Origin of the sequence: Leifsonia xyli subsp. cynodontis (genome assembly GCF_050632205.1) — a bacterium.
Taxonomy (GTDB): domain Bacteria; phylum Actinomycetota; class Actinomycetes; order Actinomycetales; family Microbacteriaceae; genus Leifsonia; species Leifsonia xyli_D.
The window spans coordinates 1,943,543-1,962,451 of sequence record NZ_CP192578.1; the positions used below are offsets into that span (position 1 = coordinate 1,943,543).

13 protein-coding genes and 1 pseudogene are annotated in these 18,909 nt (G+C 69.0%); 5 read left to right on the forward strand and 9 right to left on the reverse strand.

Going from position 1 to position 18,909, the window contains the following annotated elements; genetic code table 11:
- Positions 1-96 precede the first annotated feature (96 nt).
- The gene (gene hrpA / locus ACQ86M_RS09560) at positions 97-3,990 is read left to right on the forward strand and encodes an ATP-dependent RNA helicase HrpA (protein WP_431245267.1); all 3,894 of its coding nucleotides are present in this window, start codon (positions 97-99) and stop codon (positions 3,988-3,990) included.
- 109 nt (positions 3,991-4,099) lie between these two features.
- Here the strand turns inward: hrpA and ACQ86M_RS09565 are convergent, their stop codons facing one another.
- The 7 genes from ACQ86M_RS09565 to ACQ86M_RS09595 all read right to left on the reverse strand — a co-directional run bounded on the left by ACQ86M_RS09565 (position 4,100) and on the right by ACQ86M_RS09595 (position 12,316).
- Positions 4,100-4,882, reverse strand: coding sequence for an SDR family oxidoreductase (locus tag ACQ86M_RS09565; protein ID WP_431245268.1), 783 nt, complete (start codon positions 4,880-4,882; stop codon positions 4,100-4,102).
- Positions 4,883-4,935: 53 nt separating this feature from the next.
- Positions 4,936-5,709, reverse strand: coding sequence for an amino acid ABC transporter ATP-binding protein (locus ACQ86M_RS09570; protein ID WP_431245269.1), 774 nt, complete (start codon positions 5,707-5,709; stop codon positions 4,936-4,938).
- The gene (locus ACQ86M_RS09575; protein ID WP_431245270.1) at positions 5,706-6,689 is read right to left on the reverse strand and encodes an amino acid ABC transporter permease; all 984 of its coding nucleotides are present in this window, start codon (positions 6,687-6,689) and stop codon (positions 5,706-5,708) included. Before ACQ86M_RS09575 ends, ACQ86M_RS09570 begins: the two co-directional genes overlap by 4 nt.
- Positions 6,690-6,694: 5 nt before the next feature.
- Positions 6,695-7,594 carry an ABC transporter substrate-binding protein gene (locus ACQ86M_RS09580; protein WP_431218478.1) on the reverse strand — a complete coding sequence of 300 codons (900 nt, stop codon included), beginning with the start codon at positions 7,592-7,594 and terminating at the stop codon, positions 6,695-6,697.
- A 234-nt stretch (positions 7,595-7,828) separates the two neighbouring features.
- Positions 7,829-8,707, reverse strand: coding sequence for a sulfurtransferase (locus ACQ86M_RS09585; protein ID WP_431245271.1), 879 nt, complete (start codon positions 8,705-8,707; stop codon positions 7,829-7,831).
- 20 nt (positions 8,708-8,727) lie between these two features.
- Entirely contained in the window at positions 8,728-9,717 is a 990-nt protein-coding gene (locus ACQ86M_RS09590; protein WP_431245272.1) for a ribonucleotide-diphosphate reductase subunit beta, read from the reverse strand.
- Positions 9,718-9,832: 115 nt separating this feature from the next.
- On the reverse strand, positions 9,833-12,316 hold the full coding sequence (locus tag ACQ86M_RS09595) for a ribonucleoside-diphosphate reductase subunit alpha (RefSeq protein ID WP_431245273.1): 2,484 nt from the start codon (positions 12,314-12,316) through the stop codon (positions 9,833-9,835).
- 262 nt (positions 12,317-12,578) lie between these two features.
- Between ACQ86M_RS09595 and ACQ86M_RS09600 the strand changes: the two genes are divergently transcribed.
- The gene (locus ACQ86M_RS09600) at positions 12,579-13,790 is read left to right on the forward strand and encodes an MFS transporter (protein WP_431218482.1); all 1,212 of its coding nucleotides are present in this window, start codon (positions 12,579-12,581) and stop codon (positions 13,788-13,790) included.
- 277 nt (positions 13,791-14,067) lie between these two features.
- Positions 14,068-14,958 carry an endonuclease domain-containing protein gene (locus ACQ86M_RS09605; RefSeq protein WP_431245274.1) on the forward strand — a complete coding sequence of 297 codons (891 nt, stop codon included), beginning with the start codon at positions 14,068-14,070 and terminating at the stop codon, positions 14,956-14,958.
- A gap of 194 nt (positions 14,959-15,152) precedes the next feature.
- Here the strand turns inward: ACQ86M_RS09605 and ACQ86M_RS09610 are convergent, their stop codons facing one another.
- Together ACQ86M_RS09610 and ACQ86M_RS09615 are read right to left on the reverse strand one after the other, a co-directional pair.
- Positions 15,153-16,133, reverse strand: coding sequence for an aldo/keto reductase (locus tag ACQ86M_RS09610; RefSeq protein ID WP_431245275.1), 981 nt, complete (start codon positions 16,131-16,133; stop codon positions 15,153-15,155).
- A 122-nt stretch (positions 16,134-16,255) separates the two neighbouring features.
- Complete coding sequence (locus ACQ86M_RS09615) at positions 16,256-16,828, reverse strand: TetR/AcrR family transcriptional regulator (protein ID WP_431218485.1); 573 nt, start codon at positions 16,826-16,828, stop codon at positions 16,256-16,258.
- Between the two features lie 58 nt (positions 16,829-16,886).
- On the opposite strand from ACQ86M_RS09615, the pseudogene ACQ86M_RS09620 reads away from it, so the two are divergent.
- Together ACQ86M_RS09620 and ACQ86M_RS09625 are read left to right on the forward strand one after the other, a co-directional pair.
- Positions 16,887-17,641 (forward strand): annotated as a pseudogene (locus tag ACQ86M_RS09620) (SDR family NAD(P)-dependent oxidoreductase).
- 123 nt (positions 17,642-17,764) lie between these two features.
- Positions 17,765-18,892 carry an acyl-CoA dehydrogenase family protein gene (locus ACQ86M_RS09625; protein ID WP_431245276.1) on the forward strand — a complete coding sequence of 376 codons (1,128 nt, stop codon included), beginning with the start codon at positions 17,765-17,767 and terminating at the stop codon, positions 18,890-18,892.
- Positions 18,893-18,909 lie beyond the last annotated feature (17 nt).

Below are 18,909 nucleotides of genomic sequence, written 5' to 3' on the forward strand. Positions count from 1 at the left end.
GCCGGAACCGATCCGGGTTGATGCGAACCTACGTCACGCGCGGTCGCGGAGCAACGCCCCCGGTCGGGGTCGGTGCGCCGATAGAATGGAAGGCTCATGTCTTCCGCCGACACCCTCCCCCGCATCGTCTTCCCGCCCGAGCTGCCCGTCAGCGGCATGCGGGACGAGATCGCCGACGCCATCCGCGACAACCAGGTCGTGATCGTCGCGGGCGCGACCGGTTCCGGCAAGACGACGCAGCTGCCGAAGATCGCGCTGGAGCTCGGCCGCACAAGCATCGGGCACACCCAGCCGCGGCGCCTCGCGGCCCGCACGATCGCCGAGCGCATCGCCAAGGAGCTCGGGCAGTCGGTCGGCGAACTGGTCGGCTACCAGGTGCGCTTCACCGACCGTGTGTCGAAGGCGACGCGCATCAAGCTGATGACCGACGGCGTCCTGCTCAACGAGCTGCGGCGCGACCGGATGCTGCGCGCCTACGACACGATCATCATCGACGAGGCGCACGAGCGCAGCCTCAACATCGACTTCCTGCTCGGGTACCTCAAGCAGCTGCTGCCGAAGCGTCCCGACCTCAAGCTCATCATCACCTCCGCGACCATCGACCCGCAGAGCTTCGCCGAGCACTTCGCGTCCGCCGACGGGACCCCCGCCCCCATCGTCGAGGTCTCCGGCCGCACCTATCCGGTCGAGATCCGCTATCGGCCGCTGGTCGCCGAGGTGATGGAGGAGGACGACGAGGATCCGGATCCGGTGCCCGCCGCCGACCGCGACTACCTGCAGGGCATCAACGACGCGCTCGACGAACTCGCCCGGGAGGACCGCGGCGACGTGCTCGTGTTCCTCTCCGGCGAGAACGAGATCCGGGACGCGGCCGACGCCATCCGCGGCCGCAATCTGCCCGGAACCGAGGTGCTCCCCCTCTACGGCCGGCTGTCCGCAGCCGAGCAGCACAAGGTGTTCCAGCCGTCGACGCTGGCGGGCGTGCGCCGCCGGGTCGTCCTCGCGACGAACGTCGCCGAGACCAGCCTCACCGTCCCCGGCATCAAGTACGTGGTGGATGCGGGGACCGCGCGCATCAGCCGCTACAGCGTGCGCGCGAAGGTGCAGCGCCTCCCGATCGAGGCGATCTCGCAGGCCAGTGCCAATCAGCGCTCGGGTCGGTCGGGCCGCACGAGCGACGGCATCGCCATCCGCCTGTACTCCGAGGAGGACTTCGAGAAGCGGCCGGAGTTCACGGAGCCCGAGATCCTGCGCACCAATCTGGCGGCCGTCATCCTGCAGATGATCTCGCTCGGTCTCGGCGACATCGCGGCGTTCCCGTTCCTCACCCCGCCCGACTCCCGCGGGATCAAGGACGGCCTGGACCTGCTGACGGAGCTCGGCGCGATCACCGCGGCGAAGGAGAGCACGAAGCTCACCCCGGTGGGCCGGCAGCTCGCGCAGCTGCCGATCGATCCGCGCTTCGCCCGCATGGTGGTCGAGTCCAAGCGGCACAACACCTCGCGCGAGGTGATGGCGATCGTGGCCGGGCTCACCATCCAGGATCCGCGCGAGCGTCCCGTCGAGAAGCGCGGCAGCGCCGACGAGAAGCACGCCCGCTTCGCCGACCCGACCAGCGACTTCCTCACCCTGCTCAACCTCTGGAATTACCTGGAGGAGCAGCAGCGCGAGCTCTCCTCCAGCGCCTTCCGCCGCCTGTGCAAGGCGGAGTATCTCAACTTCCTCCGGGTGCGCGAATGGCAGGACGTCTACCGCCAGCTCCGGCAGCTCGCGAAGCCGCTCGGGCTGACGATCGGCGACCCGTCGATCGACCCCGACGGCATCCACCGCTCGCTGCTCGCCGGGCTGCTCTCGCACATCGGGCTGAAGGATGCGCGCGACACCGGTTCGAACCCGCGCGGCGGCGCCGGTGCCAAGAGCGGCCCGCGCTCCCGCCAGTCGGAGTACTTGGGCGCCCGCCAGACCCGCTTCGTGATCTTCCCCGGCTCGACGCTCGCCAAGAAGCAGCCGAACGCGGTGATGAGCGCGGAACTCGTGGAGACGTCCCGCCTGTTCGCGCGCATGAACGCCTCCATCGATCCCGCCTGGGCCGAGCCGATCGCGGGCGACCTGTGCAAGCGGCAGTACAGCGAGCCGCACTGGGAGAAGAACCAGGGCTCGGTCGTCGCGTACGAGCGGGTGACGCTGTTCGGCGTCCCCATCATCCCGCGACGCCGGGTGCAGTACGCCCGCATCGACGCCGAGCTGTCGCGCGAGCTGTTCATCCGGCACGCGCTCGTGGACGGCGAGTGGGACTCGCACCAGGCGTTCGACCGCGCCAACAGGAAGCTGCGAGCCGAGCTGCGCGAGCTGGAGGAGCGGACGCGGCGCCGCGACATCCTGAACGACGACGAGGCGGTCTTCGAGTTCTACGACCGGCGCATCCCGGCGGACGTCGTGTCGACCCGCTCGTTCGAGGGCTGGTGGAAGAAGGCGCGACAGGAGACCCCGGACCTCCTGACCATGACGCCGGAGGCGCTGCTCGACGAGGATGCGGCGGAGGTCGACGAGGAGGCGTTCCCGCCGGTCTGGCGGCAGGGCGACCAGCGCCTCACGCTGCGCTACCGGTTCGAGCCGGGCGCGGAGGACGACGGCGTGACCGTGCAGGTGCCGCTCCCGCTGCTCGCCGGGCTGCTCCCCGACGGCTTCGACTGGCAGGTGCCCGGCCTCCGCCACGAGCTCGTGACCGCGCTGATCAAGTCGTTGCCGAAGGCGATCCGCCGCCAGGTCGTGCCCGCCGCCGACTGGGCCCAGCGCCTGCTCGGCGAGCTGGCCGGAACCGCGGGGATGCGCGCGCACGAGGGCGAGCGCCCGGCCGGCTCCCTCGTGGACACCCTCGCCGCGACGATCTCCCGCCTCACCGGGTCGCGGGTCAGCGGCACGGACTTCGACCTCGACCGGCTTCCGCCGCACCTCCGGCCGACGTTCCAGGTGGTCGGCGAGCGCGGCCGGCCGATGGCGAGCGGCAAGGACCTCGCCGCGCTGCAGGACCGCCTCCGGTCCCGGGCCCGCGACTCCGTCGCCGCCGTCGCCGAGGCGCGAACACCCAACGCGATCGAGCGTTCCGGCCTCACGACCTGGGACCTCGAGGAGCTTCCCCGGTTCGTCGACTCCACGCACACCGGGCCGGGCGGCACGAAGAACGTCATCCGCGCCTACCCGGCGCTGGTCGACGACGGGACCTCGGTCAGCATCCGCCTCATGGGAACGCCCGCGGAACAGGCGCGCGCGATGCCCGGCGGGGTACGGCGGCTGCTGCTCGCGAGCATCCCGTCGCCCGTCGCCTACGTGCAGCAGCACCTCACCTCGAACGAGAAGCTGACACTCGCAGCCAGCCCCTACGCCAACACGAAGGCCCTGTTCGACGACTGCCTGCTCGCGGTCGTCGACTCGGTGCTGTACCGCATGAAGCCAGACGGGCAGGTCTTCATGCGGGCGGAGTTCGAGGCGGTCCGCGACCGCGTCTCCGGGATCGTGATGGATGCGATGTTCGAGACGGTCGCGCTGGTGACGCGCATCCTCACCGCCGCCCGCGCCGCGGAGAAGTCGATCTCGGGGGTGACCGCGCTCACGTATCTCGCGGCACTCAACGACGCGAAGGGGCAGCTGGCCGGACTCGTCTGGGCTACCGGGAAGGGGCCGGGCTTCGTGTCGGCGACCGGGTTGGAGCAGTTGCGGCACCTGCCGCGCTACCTCGCCGGCATCTCGCAGCGGATGCAGGCGCTGCCGACCAACCCCGGCCGCGATCGCGCGTGGCAGACGCAGGTGGAGACCGCGGTCGCGATGTACACGGACGCCGGCGGCCGCATCCCTCTGGCACCGGATTCGTCACCCGCCCTCGTGCACGCCCGGTGGATGCTCGAGGAGTTCCGCGTCTCGCTGTTCGCCCAGTCGCTGGGCACCGCCGAGACCGTCTCGCTCCCCCGCATCCGCAAGGTCCTCGCCGGCTGATCCCCTTTCGGCATCCCCCACCGTCGAGTACGCGAAGTTTGCACGCTCGACCGGCGGGTCGTGTGCAAACTTCGCGGACTCGACGGCGGGGGCGGCGCGCGGTTGAGGGCTAGATCCCGAGGTGGAAGCCACCGTTGGAGTGCAGGAGCTGCCCGGTGATCCAGCCGCCGGATGCGGACAGCAGGAAGGCGACGAGGTCGGCGGTGTCCTGCGGCCGGCCGAGACGGCCGAGCGCGGTCTCGGCGGCCAGCGACTCGGCGAGGTCGGGCGTCATCCAGCCCGTGTCGATCGGGCCGGGGTTGATGAGGTTCGCCGTGATCCCGAGGTGCGCAAGCTCGACGGCCGCGGCCTTCACGATGCGGTCGAGCGCGCCCTTGCTCGCGCCGTACGGGACGTTGTGCGCCGTGTGGTCGCTGGTGAGGGCGACGATGCGGCCGAGTCCGGACGCGGCGGACGGGAACTGCTCGGCGAACGCCTTGATGAGCAGCCACGTACCCCGCGTGTTGACCGCGAAGTGCGCGTCGAACGCCTCGACGCTCGTGTCGAGCAGCCCGCTGTCGACGGAGTGCGCGTGACTGGCGACCAGCGCCTGAACCGGCCCGAGAGCGGCCCGGATCCGTTCGAGCGCGAACGCCGGCGACTCCGGATGCGACAGGTCCACCGCGACCGGGAGCGCGCGGGCGCCCAGCGCACGCAGTTCGTCGGCGAAGGCGTCGTGCGCGCGTTCGTGCGCGCCCCACGGCATCGAAGCGTCGTAGTCGTCCCAGAATGCGAACGCCACATCCCAGCCCAGGGACGCCTGATTGCGCGCGATGGCCGCGCCGATCGACTCCGGCCGGCTGGCACCGGTCACGAACATGACGGGACGGGAGGAGCGGGCGTCGGTGTCCATCCGACGATTGTGTCAGACGGCCGACGCCCGCTCCTCGCGCGATCCGCGTGCGGTTAGAGCACCTTCGAGAGGAAGGCCTGCGTGCGCTGGTGCTGCGGGTTGCCGAGCACCTCGCGCGGGTCGCCGGCCTCGACGACGACGCCGCCGTCCATGAAGACCAGCTCGTCCGCGACCTCGCGGGCGAAACCCATCTCGTGGGTCACGACGACCATCGTCATGCCGCTCGCGGCCAGGCCCTTCATCACGTCGAGCACCTCGCCGACGAGCTCCGGGTCGAGCGCCGAGGTGGGCTCGTCGAACAGCATCAGCTTCGGGTCCATGGCCAGCGCCCGGGCGATCGCGACGCGCTGCTGCTGTCCGCCGGACAGCTGCGACGGGTAGTGGTCGCCCTTGTCGGAGAGTCCGACGCGCGCGAGCAGCTCGTTCGCACGCTCGACGGCCTTCGTCTTCGAGAGACCCTTCACGCGGATGGGCGCCTCGATGATGTTCTCCAGCGCCGTCATGTGCGGGAACAGGTTGAAGCGCTGGAACACCATCCCGATCTCGCGGCGCTGGCGCGCGGCCTCCTTCGGCTTCAGCTCGTACAGCTTGTCACCGTGCTGGCGATAGCCGACGACCTCGCCGTCGACGGAGAGCCGGCCGGCATCCACACGCTCGAGGTGGTTGATGCAGCGCAGGAACGTCGACTTGCCGGATCCCGAGGGGCCGATGATGCAGAGCACCTCGCCCGGATTCACCTTCAGGTCGATGCTCTTGAGCACCTCGTTCGAGCCGAAGCTCTTCGAGACGCCCTCGGCGAGCACCATCGGAGTTCTCGTGTCGGTCATCCCTTGCCTCCGAGGTCGTTTCCATCTGGGGCGCCGGCGGCCGGCAGCGCGCCCGTCGCCAGAGCGGCTTCGTTGCGGTCGGGGCGGCGCGCGTTCACGCCGCGCGAGAACCGCTTCTCCAGGAAGTACTGCCCGACCATCAACAGCGATGTGAACAGCAGGTACCAGAGCGACGCCACGATCAGCAGCGGGATGGGCGTGTACGTGACCGCCGAGATGTCGCGCGCGACACCGTAGAGGTCCGTGGTCAGCGGGATGGCCGCCACCAGCGAGGTGGTCTTCAGCATCGAGATGACCTCGTTGCCGGTCGGCGGGATGATGACGCGCATGGCCTGCGGGATCACGATGCGGCCCATGGTCTGGCCCCACGACATGCCGAGCGCGGTCGCCGCCTCCTCTTGGCCCTTGTCGACCGAGAGCAGGCCGGCGCGCACGATCTCCGCCATGTACGCGGCCTCGTTCAGCGCGAGTCCGATGACGGCGATGATGAACGCGTTCTGCATGAAGCCGAGGTTCACGTCGAACCCGATCTGCGTCCACGGCACGCCGAGGAATATCTGCGGGTAGATCAGCGAGAACAGGCCCCAGAAGACCAGCTGCACGTAGACCGGCGTCCCGCGGAAGACCCACAGGTAGACCCACGCGACGGATTTCACGACGGGGTTCGGCGACTGCCGCATGACCGCGAGGATCAGGCCCAGGATGACGCCGATGATCATCGAGAGGACGGTGAGTTCGAGGGTCACGAGCGCAGCCGCACTGATGCGCTTGTCGAAGACGTACTTGCCGACGTACTGCCAGCCGTACGCGGATCGCTGGGACGCGTCGATGACGAACCAGACGACGATGAGGATCAGGATGACCGCGAAGACGATGCGCCAGGGGTGCCTGAGCTTGATCGCCTTGATCGGTTCGGAACGGGTGCCGGCCGGCGACGGGATGGATCCCGTCGCCGGCCGAGCGGTGTTGCCCTGGGACATGAAGGTCAGCCCTTCGAGGCCGCGTTGAAGTCGGCCTTGTCGACGGCGCCGTCGGCGACGCCCCACTTGTCGAGGATCTTCTTGTACGTGCCGTCGTCGATGAGCGCCTGGACCGCCTTCTGCAGCACCGGGCCGAGCTTCGAGCCCTTCTGGACCGGGAGCCCGTAGGGCGCCTCGTCGAAGGTCTTGCCGGCCTCCTGGAGCTTGCCCTGCGACTTCGAGATCGCGTACAGGGTGACGGGCGAGTCGGCGCTGAGGGCGTCCGCCTTACCGAGGATGACGGCGTTGGTCGCGTCATCCTGGGTGTCGTAGCGGAGGGCCTGGATGGCGGGCTTGCCCGCGTCCGTGCACTTCTTCGACTTCGCGGGCACCTCGTCGGTGTCCTCGTACGTGGTCGACTGGACGGCGACCTTCAGCCCGCACGCGTTGTCCGGGTCGATGTTCTTGCCCTTCTGGGAGGCCCAGAGGATGCCGGCCGAGTAGTAGTTGACGAAGTCGACCTGCTGCTCGCGCTCGGTGGTGTCGGTGAAGGACGACATGCCGAAGTCGTCCTTGCCGCCGGTCACGCTGGGGATGATGTTGTCGAACTTCGCGATCGCGAAGTCCGCCTTCACACCCAGCTTGGCGGCGATCGCCTTGGTGAGGTCGACCTCCCAGCCGACGGGCTGACCGTTGTCGTCCTTGAACTCGTTCGGCGGGTAGGTGTTGTCCATGCCGACGGTCAGCTTGCCGGCGTCCTTGATCTTCTGGGGCAGCTGCCCGGCGAGGGTGTCGTCCTTCTTCACGTCCGCCGCGGCGCTCGACGTTGAGCTGGAGGACGGGGTGGAGTTGTCGACGCAGCCGGTGAGCGCGAGCGCTGCAACGGCGACGACGGCGGCGATGGGAGCCGCGGTACGGATGCGCATGTTGTCGTTGTCCTTCTTCCTGGTGCAGGAATGTGTCGATGCGTATTGCACGGTAAGGGGAGGATACCCCAGCGGCGTGGCCGCCCCTCAACACTAATTCGCGCAGGGAACGGCGTTTTTCGCGGACGTTTCCGACAGGTTTCGGGCGATTCGGCAGCGGAATCCGTGCGTCGGTGGCTCTGCCGCTGCGAATCGGCCGCTGATCCCGGCCGGCGGGCGCTCGGTCTCGTTTGCTTATCGGTTTCCGGTCGCCACCGGGCGCGTCGGGTCGTTCGACCAGGCGGAGTAGGAGCCCGCGTACAGCGACGGCATCGGCAGGCCGGCCGTCACCAGAGCGAGCGCCTCGTGGGCGGCGGTCACGCCGGAGCCGCAGTACACACCGACCGCGGTGCCGGCGTCGATGCCGAGCGCTTCGAACCGCTGCCGGAGGACCTCGGGCGGCAGCATCCGGCCGTCGTCGTCGAGGTTGTCCGTGGTGGGTGCGCTGACCGCACCCGGGATGTGGCCGGGACGCGGATCCACCGGCTCGATCTCGCCGCGGAAGCGCTCGGCCGCGCGAGCATCGAGCAGGACGCCCTCGGCGGCGAGGGCCGCGGCTGCATCGCCGTCGATCGTGGGAAGGGTGCCGAACCGCAGCTGGATGCTGCCGGGCGCGTGCAGCCGGGCGCCGGTCTCGAGGGGCCGGCCGAAGGCGCGCCAGGCCGCCAGACCGCCGTCGAGCACGCGGACGTCTCGGACCCCGCCGTGGCGCAGCAGCCACCACGCACGGGAGGCGGATGTGCCGGAGACATCGTCGTAGACCACGACCGAGTCGCCGTCGTTCAGTCCCCAGCTGCGGGCCGCCTCCTGGAAGTCCGCCTCGTCGGGCAGTGGATGCCGCCCGTCGGTGGGCGCGCCGTGGCCGGCGAGCTCGGTGTCGAGGTCGACGTACACGGCGCCCGGGATGTGCCCGCGCTCGTACTCCTCGCGGCCAGGCGGACCGCCCAGCTTCCAGCGCACATCGAGCACGCGCCACGACGAACGCCGCCCGCCGGCGCCGCTCCACAGGGATTCGGCCCCGAGAGCGACGTCCAGCGCGGCGGCGGTGATCAGCGGAGGGAACTCCGTCGTCATTCGTTCAGCGCCCAGCGGGATCAGCGCCCGGTGGACGCCTTGGCGTTCGACTCGTAGGAGGTGTTGGTGGACTCGAAGAAGTTCACCAGCTCCAGCGTGTCGTTCGCCGTCGCCATCCACTTGGCCGGGTTCGAGACCTTGTACTCGGCCCCGAAGCCCAGCTCCTCCAGGCGGCGGTCGGCCAGGTAGCGCACGTACTGGTTGATGTAGTTGGCGTTCAGCCCCAGGATGCCGCCCGGCAGGAGGTCGCGGTTGTACTGCTCCTCCATCTCGACGGCATCGAGGATCATCTGGCGGATCTCGGCGGCGAACTCCGGCGTCTGCAGGTCGGGATTCTCCTCCAGCACCGTGAGGATGAGGTTGATGCCGAACTTGAGGTGCAGCGACTCGTCGCGAACCACCCAGTCGATCAGCGAACCGAAGTTGCGCAGCAGGTTCCGCTGGCGGAACGAGAGCGCCACCATGAAGCCCGAGTAGAACCAGATCCCCTCGAGGATGACGTTGTACGCCACCAGGTTGCGGATGAAGTCCTGCTTGCCTTCGGTGGTGGTGATGTCGAGCGTCTGCTCCGTCATCCGCTTGATGAAGCTGACCTCGAACTCCTCCTTGCGCGCCATCGACGGCACGTCGACGTGGGAGTTGTAGGCCTGCTCGCGGTCGATCGGGAACGTCTCGAGGACGTACTCGAACGACATGCAGTGGTTGGCCTCCTCCCACATCTGCTTGGCGAGGTAGAGGTGCGCCTCGGCAGCGTTGATGTAGGGGTACACGCCGAAGGCCAGCGCCTTGTTGACGAGCAGCTCGTTCGGGTTGAAGTAGCTCATCAGGAACGTGACCGCGTGGCGCTCCTCGTCCGTCATCCGCTTGAAGTCGGCGATGTCCTCGCCGAGCTGGATCTCGTTCGGGAACCACGTGTTCGCCACGGCCTGGTCGTACAGGTCCATCGCCCACTGGTACTTGACGGGCTTGAGCAGCAGGCCCTCTTCGATTCCGGTACCCAGAATCCCCATCGTCTTGGTCTCCTCTTACTTCTGTGCGCGTCGCGTTCGGGTTACTGGCAGGACTCGCACTGCAGGTCGTCCATCGGGTCGACCGGCACGTAGTAGTCCTCGACCTTGGTGCTGTTCACTTGTTCTCACCCCCGGTCAGGCCTCCGAAGCCAAAGCCACGGCGTGCGGGAGCGGCGGCCGGAGCCGTCTCGGTGACGGCGGGAGCGGCGGCCGGGGCCGGCGCGCCGGCGCCGACGGTGGCGAAGCCCTTACGGCCGCCCGAGATCTCCTCGGCCTTGTTGACCTTGACCGTCGACTGCTCGGCCTGGTGGCGCGGCTTCATGTGGAGGTAGTACGTCGTCTTGACGCCCTTCTCCCAGGCCGCGTAGTAGATGTCCATCATGTCGCCGAGGTCGCGGGTCTCGAGGTACATGTTGCGGCTGATCGCCTGGTCGATCCACTTCTGCGCGCGGGCCGCGACCTCGATGAAGGCGTACGGCGAGAGCTGGAAGCTGGTCTTGAACGTCTCCTTGACCTCGTCCGGGATCTCCGCGATGTTCTGGATGTCGCCCTGCGACCGCAGGATCGCCTCGCGGACGTCCTGCCAGATCCCGCGCTCCTGCAGGGTCTCGACGAGGTTGCGGTTGACCTCGAGGAACTTGCCCGACGAGGTCGAGCGGCTGAAGATCTGCGAGAACTGCGGGTCGAAGCCGGGCGTGGTGCCGGCGACGAGGCCGATGGACGCGGTCGGCGCGATGGCCATGAGCGTCGCGTTGCGCATGCCGCGCTTGACCTTCTCGCGCAGGCGGTCCCAGTCGAGGCGGATGGTGCGGTCGACCGTGATCGGGACGCCGCGGTCGGCCTCGGTGAGAGCGATCGAGTCGTAGGGCACCAGACCCTGCGACCAGCGGGAGCCCTCGAAGTTCGGGTACGCGCCGCGCTCCTGCGCCAGGTCGGCGCTCTCGTCGATGGCCGCGTACGAGACGTGCTCCATGATCTCGTCGATCAGCGCGTACGCCTCCTCGCTCTCGTAGCTGAGCCCGAGCTTCTCGACGACGTCGGTGAAGCCCATGACGCCCAGGCCGATCGCGCGGTTCTGCTGGTTCGAGAAGTCGGCCTCGGGGACGCTCGACACCGTGATGTCGATCAGGTTGTCGAGCTGACGGACCGCCTGACGGGCGCTCGCCTCGATGCGCTCCCAGTCCATCTTCCCGTCGATCAGGTGGCGGGTGAGGTTGATGGAGGCCAGGTTGCAGACCGACACGTTGTCGCGGTCCTGCGGCAGCGTGATCTCGGTGCAGAGGTTGGAGAGGTGGATCGTGCCCGTGTTGTTGTTCAGGGCGCGGTTGTTGATCGTGTCCTTCCAGGTCAGCCACGGGTGGCTGGTGGTCTGGAGGCTCATCAGGATGTCCTTGAACTGCGCGCGGGCGCTGATCTTCTTGAACATCTTGAGGTTTCCGGCCTCGGCCTCGGCGACGTAGTGCGCGTAGCGCTCCGAGAAGGCCTTGCCGTACAGCTCGTTGAGGTCGGCGACCTCCAGCGGGTCGAAGAGGTACCAGTCCTCGTCGTTCTGCACGCGCTTCATGAACTCGTCGCTGATCCACACCGCGGTGTTCGCGGTGCGGGTGCGGCGGTACGGGTCGCCGGAGTTCTGGCGGAGGTCGAGGAACTCCGGGAAGTCCATGTGCCAGTTCTCCATGTAGAAGCAGAGGGCGCCGAACTTCTTTCCGCCGCGGCTGACCGCGCGCAGCACCGAGTCGATGGTGTGCATGAACGGGATCGGGCCGGTGCTCGTGGTGTTGTTCGAGCGAATGGGCGAGCCCTGGGCACGCAGCTTGGTGACCGAGAGGCCGATGCCGCCGGTGCCCTTGGTGAGCCACATGACGTCGCGCACGCTCTTGGCGATGTGCTCGATGTCGTCCTGCATCTCCATGACGAAGCAGTTGGAGAGCTGCGGGTATGCGGTGCCCGCGTTGACGAGGGTGGAGCCGGCAGCGAGGTACTCGAGCTTCGACATCTTGTCGTAGAACGCGATGGCGTGGCTGGTGGGGTCGGCCTCGTTGAGGGAGAGGCCCATCGCGATGCGCATCCAGAAGAACTGCGGCACCTCGAGGGAGTCGCCGTTGCGCGCCTTGATGCCGTAGCGGTTGTTGAGGGTGACGACGCCGATGTACTTCAGCAGCTCGTCGCGGGAGGGGTCGAGGTAGCCGGCCAGGCGGTCGAGGTCGAACGCCGTGGTGAAGCGGCCGTCGAGCAGGGTCTCGGCGACGCCGCGCTCGATGTAGGAGCGGAAGCGCTCGGCGTGCAGCTGCACGAGCTCGTCGTGACCTTCGTAGTCGCCGAGCACGCGCTTGTAGATCGTCTTGAGGAGGAGGCGTGCGGCGACGGTGTCGAACGCCGGGTCGTCTTTGACGTTCTGGAGGGCGACCTGGATGACCGCCTCGTCGAGCTGCTGCGTCGTGATGCCGTCGAACAGCGTCAGCTCGAGCTCGCTCGCGATCTGCGTCACCCACGTGATGTTCTCGTCAAGACCCTGGGCCGCGTTCTCGATGGCCAGGTTGATCTTGTTGGCGTCGTACGGCTCGCGCTCGCCGTTGCGCTTCACGACTGTGATTGCCACTGTCTCTCCCTCGTAGAAGTGCCGCGTGAGCGGCGGAAATCCCCACGGAACCGTGCCTTCGGACATCCCCGGAAGGCTGACCGGCTCTCTGTGCTCGACCACTATATAGCGGGGGTCCGACATTTCCACTCCCCCACATCTAGTGGGCGTGTCGTCCACAGGTGGGGAGAACTTATGCACAGTTTCCACACCCCGCGAAGGGGGACGCCGCCCTGTGGAGAGCCCCTCGGAACGTCGGCGCGGACCGATAGTGTGGACCATTGTGAGCAGCTACACGAGCCTTCTGAAGACACCGGGCGTCGCCCGGATCATCGCGGCTCAGCTCACCGCGCGGTTCCCGTTCGGCATGCTGTCGCTCGCGTTCCTGCTCCACATCGAGCGCATCCACGACTCTTACGGGGCGGCCGGCCTCGTCCTCGGCGCGATGAGCATCGGACAGGCCATCGCCGGCCCCATGACGAGCCGCCTGATGGGTGTGCTCGGGATGCGCGTGGTGCTCTGGACGACCCTTCTCCTGTGCTCCGCCGCGGTCGCCGCGATCGGGCTGTTCGTCATGCCCATCCCGCTGACCATGGGCGTCGCCTTCTTCGCCGGTCTGTGCATGCCGCCCATCCAGCCGGCCGTCCGCACGATCTATCCGAAGATGGTCAACTCCCGCCAGCTGACCCCGCTGTTCTCGCTCGACGCGTCCGCGCAGGAGATCATCTGGATCGCCGGGCCCGTCGCGATCACGTTCGTCTCGACGCAGATCGGCACCGTCGAGGGAATCCTCATGTCGGTGGCGATCATGCTGGCAGGCGGGTTCTGGTTCATCTCCTCGCCCGAGGTCGGGCGGGTGCGCATCCCACGCAGCAAGCGGCGGTTCGGCACCGTGCTCGCGCGTCCGCCGGTGCTGCTCGCCACCGTCGTCGGCTTCCTGCTCATCGGCTCGTGCTCCGCCGTCGAGGCGGGCGTGGTCGCCACCTTCGGCGAGGGATCCCCGCTGGCCGGCATCGTGCTCGCGATCTGGTCGCTCGGCTCGCTCGTCGGCGGCCTCGCGTTCGGCCATGTGCCCATCGGACCGTGGGCGACCGCGCGCCGCATGCTCATCGTCTTCCTCGGCGTCGTGCTCTCGACCTTCATGCTGTGGTCGTGGTGGGGCCTGTCGCTGACGCTGCTGATCGCAGGTCTCGGAATCGCGCCCGCCCTTGCTGTGCTCTTCGCCATCGTCTCGGCGAGCGTCAAGTTCTCCGACACCGCCGAGGCCTACGGCTGGGTGGGCACCGGGCAGCTCATCGGCGCCGCGCTCGGCTCCGCCCTCGCCGGCTTCCTCATCGACGGTGTCGGGGCGATCGGCGCCTTCTGGGTGGCGGGGGCCTTCGCCCTCGTGGGCTTCGTCGTCCCCGCCCTCGCGCACCGCATCCACCCCGACCTCCGCGGCCGCGACGCCTCCCCCATCCCCGACACGGAGCCGGTCCCGGTCCAGCCGTCCTGAGCGGGCGCCCTCCGCCCTCCCCCTCCCGCCGTCACCCTCCGGGCTCCGCCCTCCGCCCACCCCCTCCGCCGAGTGGTGACATGACGTCGCAACTCGACCCGTTTTCGAGCCAGGACTCACCACTCGACCTTGAGTGCCCCCTCGCGCCCTTCCGCCTCCCCGCCGAGTGGTGAGTAGATGTCGCGACTCGCCGCGGATTCGCGCATCCACTCACCACTCGATGCGCCCCTGTGGATAACTTCCGACGCGATTCGCGCGCGTGGGGCAGGGTGTGCCCATGGGTCGTTACACCACTCCGCTGCCCGGTCAGCTGTCTTGGAAGCCGTTCCGCGTGACCGACGCCGCCCGCCTCGGCGTCGGCCGCGGGCGCATGCGCTCTCCCGATCTCATCCGCCCCGTGCGGGGAGTCCGCGCACCGTCCGACGCAGACCTGCTGACGCGCTGCCGCGCCCTTCTGCTCCACCGGCCGACGGGGATGTGGTTCAGCCATCTGACGGCCGCCCGGCTCCTCGGAATCCCACTCCCCACCCGGCTCGCGGAGGATGAACGCGTCCATGTGTCGGTCGCGGCTCCGGCTCGTGCGCCACAGATCACCGGCGTGGCCGGCCATGTCGCGTCACGATCCTGCCTCGTCCAACGCGACGGGCTCCCGATCCCGGAGCCCGCGGACGTGTGGATCGAACTGGCGGCATCCTTGCGCCGAGAAGAGCTCGTCATCGCCGGCGACTTCCTGGTCGCGTCCGAGCTGGCGACAGTCGAAGACCTCCTTCAGGCGGCCGATCGCGCACGGGGCCGGCGGGGTGTCAGCCGGGCGAAGCGTGCGATCCCGTTGATCCGTCCCGGATCGGAGTCGCCCGGGGAGAGCACTCTGCGCATCGTGCTGCAGGATGCGGCGCTCGAGCCGCCGGAGCTGAACTACCGCATCCACGCCCGGGACGGCGCCTTCGTGGCGCGGGTCGACATGGCGTATCCCGATCAGCGGCTCGTCATCGAGTACGAAGGCGACTACCACCGGGTCATCCGCGACCAATGGCACAAGGACATCCGGCGCCAGAGCCGCCTGGAAGACCTCGGCTGGCGGGTCATACGGGCGACCGCCGCCGACCTGGCCGATCCGACCGCTCTCCTGGCTCGTGTCCGCCGCGCACTGTTCACGAGTGGTGAGTAGATGCGCCGGACACGGTCGAGTTGCGACGTCTCCTCACCGCTCGGCAATCGGCGGGACCGGACCGCTGGACCCCTGGACCGAGTGGTGAGAAACGGTCGGTATTCGGGCCGAGTTGCGACATGTACTCACCACTCGGCGGGGAGACCGGGATGCCAGGACGCACCGGAGCGCGCCGGCGCGCGACGCACGACGCGCTACCAGCGCGGGTGGACGGCGGCGCGGAAGTGGTCGTCGTAGATGCGGTTCACTCCGGCGTCGAACCCGTCGGGCAGGCGGACCGACCCCGCCGCCGCGTTCGCGCGCGCCTGCTCGGGCGAACGGGCGCCCGGGATGACCGTCGTCACGCCGTCCTGAGCGATGATCCACGCGATCGCGGCCTGCGCCGGCGTCACGCCGTCGGGCACGAGCTCCGCGAACTCGCGAGCCGCCTTCACGCCCTCCTCGTAGTCCACCCCCGAGAACGTCTCGCCCACGTCGAACGCTTCGCCGTGGCGGTTGTACGTGCGGTGGTCGTCCGCCGCGAACGTCGTCTGCTCGGTGTACCGGCCGCTCAGCAGCCCCGACGCGAGCGGCACGCGCGCGATGATTCCCACCCCCGCCTCGCGCGCCGCGGGAAGCACCCGGTCCAGCGGCTTCAGGCGGAAGGCGTTCAGGATGATCTGCACCGTCGCCGTGCCGGGTCGCGCGATCGCGGCGAGCGCCTCATCCACGGTCTCGACGCTTACGCCGTAGTTCTCGATCGCGCCCTCCTCGACCAGCGTGTCGAGCGCGTCGTAGACCGCGTCCGTGGAGAACACCGGAGTGGGCGGGCAGTGCAGCTGGACGAGGTCGAGCCGGTCCACGCCGAGGTTGCGGCGCGAGCGGTCCGTCCACTCGCGGAACTTCGCCAGCGTGAAGTTCGCCGGATCCTGCGCCTCCCGGCGGCCCATCTTGGTGGCCACGGTCAGCGGGAGCTCGGGATGCTCGGTCACGAACCGCCCGATGATCTGCTCGCTGCGCCCGTCGCCGTACACGTCGGCCGTGTCGAAGAACGTGACGCCCGATTCGGCGGCGGCCTCGAGCACCGCGAGGGCGTCGTCTTCGGAGACGTCGCCCCAGTCCGCCCCGAGCTGCCACGTGCCGAGTCCGACGACCGAGACCTCACGTCCGGTCCCGCCGAGAATGCGCTGTTCCATACCGCCAGCGTATGCGCTGTGCGCCGGCCGCAGAACCGGTGGCGGATGTTGGCCGACGCCTGTCTCGGCACGTTGCACGAACCGATCCCCGCGCGGCCACCCGGCGAACGGACTGGCCCGCGTCAGCCTCCCGGCCACCAGGCGGGAGTGAGCCGGCCGACCAGCGCGAGGAACGCATCCACGTCGCGGGGACGCGGGCGTGTCAGCCAGACGTCGATGGCGCCGATGGTGCCGTCGGCGAGCCACCGGGCGATCGCGCGCCGATCGGTGTCGTCCTCGGCGGGAACCACCAGCGAATGCTGCTCCAGCAGCAACTCGACGGACCCCTGGAAGTGCTCGCTCAGCATCGCGTGGAGGCTGGCGGAGCCGCTCTCCGCGCCGAGCCCGCGACGGTAGATGACGTCGTAGTGGTCGACATGGCGCAGCACCGCCCGGGTGACGCCGATGACGGCGGCGGCCGCATCCGATGGCTCCACGTCGAGGAGGTACTCCGAGCGGAGGGTGTCGAGCTCCGAGCGGAGGACGCGCTGCAGCAGGTCCGCCGGCGAACCCGCGTATTCGTACACCGTCGAGCGGTGCACATCGGCGGCCGCCGCGAGCGCCGAGACGGTGACATCGCCGACCGGCCCGCGGGTCGCCAGCTCGAGCACGGCGGCGCTGAGGCGGGCGTAGGTCTTCTGCTGGCGGGCATCCACCGGACGATCGTACAATGGACTTATCCGACAAGTGTCGGATAACGAAAGGAGATCTTCCATGGCTCAGTACGACGTCGCCGGCCGGTCCGCCATCGTGACCGGAGGCGGATCGGGCATCGGCCGCGCAGTCGCTCTCAGCCTTGCCGCGAGCGGTGCCTCCGTTCTCGTGACGGACCTGAACGAGGAGCACGCCAACGCGGTCGTCGCCGAGATCGAGGCCGCAGGCGGCACGGCGAAAGCGCTGGCGGGCGACGTGACCGACCCGGCCTTCGCCGACGCCAGCGTGGCGGCCGCCAACGAACTGGCCCCGCTCCGGATCGCCGTCAACAACGCCGGCATCGGCGGCGCAGCCGCCCCGTCGGGGACTACCCGCTCGACTCGTGGCGCAAGGTCATCGAGGTGAACCTCAATGCCGTCTTCTACGGGATGCAGTCCCAGCTCGACGCGATCGGCGCGAACGGAGGCGGCGCGATCGTGAACATGGCGTCCATCCTCGGCAGTGTCGGCTTCGCCAACTCCTCGGCCTACGTCACCGCGAAGCACGCTCTCCTCGGTCTGACGCAGAACGCCGCGCTGGAGTATGCGGGCAAGAACGTGCGCGTCGTGGCGGTCGGTCCCGGCTTCATCCGCACGCCGCTGGTGGAGGCGAACCTGGATGCCGACGCACTCAGCTTCCTCGAGGGCAAGCACGCGCTGGGCCGGTTGGGCGAGCCGGAGGAGGTCGCAGCACTCGTGGCCTTCCTCGCCTCGGACGCGGCCAGCTTCATCACGGGCAGCTACCACCTGGTCGACGGCGGCTACACCGCCCAGTAATCCACACGGGGATACGTTCTCCACAATTTCGGAGGACGCCTGCCGGGCCCGGTCACGCTCGCCTAATCTGAGGAGCGTGACCGAGCACGACACCCCCACACGACCGAGCTCCTGCCGGACGAGTTGCTGGAGCGCTTCCGCGAGCGCGCCGCCGACTACGACCGCGACAACCGCTTCTTCACCGAAGACTTCGCGGAGCTGGCCGATCGCGGCTATCTTCGGACGCTGGTGCCGGTCGAACTCGGCGGGCTCGGGCTCAGCCTCCAGCAGACCGCACGGCTGCAGGTGCGTCTCGCCGGCGCGGCCCCGGCGACGGCGCTCGCCGTGAACATGCACCTGGTGTGGACGGGGATCGCCAAGACGCTGCGCGACCGCGGCGACGATTCGCTCGAGTTCGTGCTGCGCGAGGCCGGTGCGGGCGAGGTCTTCGCCTTCGGCCTGAGCGAGGCGGGCAACGACCTCGTGCTGTTCGGCTCGACCACGGATGCGCGGCCAGGGGCCGACGGGTCCTATCGCTTCCACGGGCGCAAGATCTTCACCTCCCTCTCCCCCGCCTGGACCCGGCTGGGCACGATGGGCCTCGACAGCACGAGCGCAGACGCGCCGAAGATCGTCTACGGGTTCATCGAGCGCACCGGCGGCGGGTTCGAGATCCGCGAAGACTGGGACACGCTCGGCATGCGTGCCACGCAGAGCAACACGACGGTGCTGGATGGCGCCCGCTCGCCCGCCGACCGCATCGTCCGCAGACTCGACCCGGGCCCCAACCCCGATCCGCTGGTGTTCGCGATCTTCGCGAACTTCGAGATCCTGCTCGCGGCCGTCTACACCGGAATCGGCGCACGCGCCCTCGACCTGGCCGTGGCCTCCGCTCATCGTCGCACCAGCCTCAAGAACGAGGGCCGCAGCTATGCGGCCGACCCCGACATCCGCTGGCGCGTGGCGGAGGCCGCGATCGATCAGGATGCCCTGCTGCCCCAGCTGGATGCGCTGGCCGGCGACGTCGACTCCCTTGCCGACCACGGCCGGCTCTGGTTCCCGAAGCTCGTCGGGCTGAAGGTCCGCGCGACCGAGACGGCACGGCGCGTCGTCGACCAGGCCATCCGCGTTTCGGGCGGATCCACCTTCTTCTCGGGCAACGAACTCGGCCGGCTGTATCGCGACGTGCTCGCCGGGATCTTCCACCCATCCGACGCGGAATCCGCACACAACACGGTTGCGAACGCGTGGCTGGGGCCCGTCGAGGAGTAGCGGAGAGCAGAGGGGCA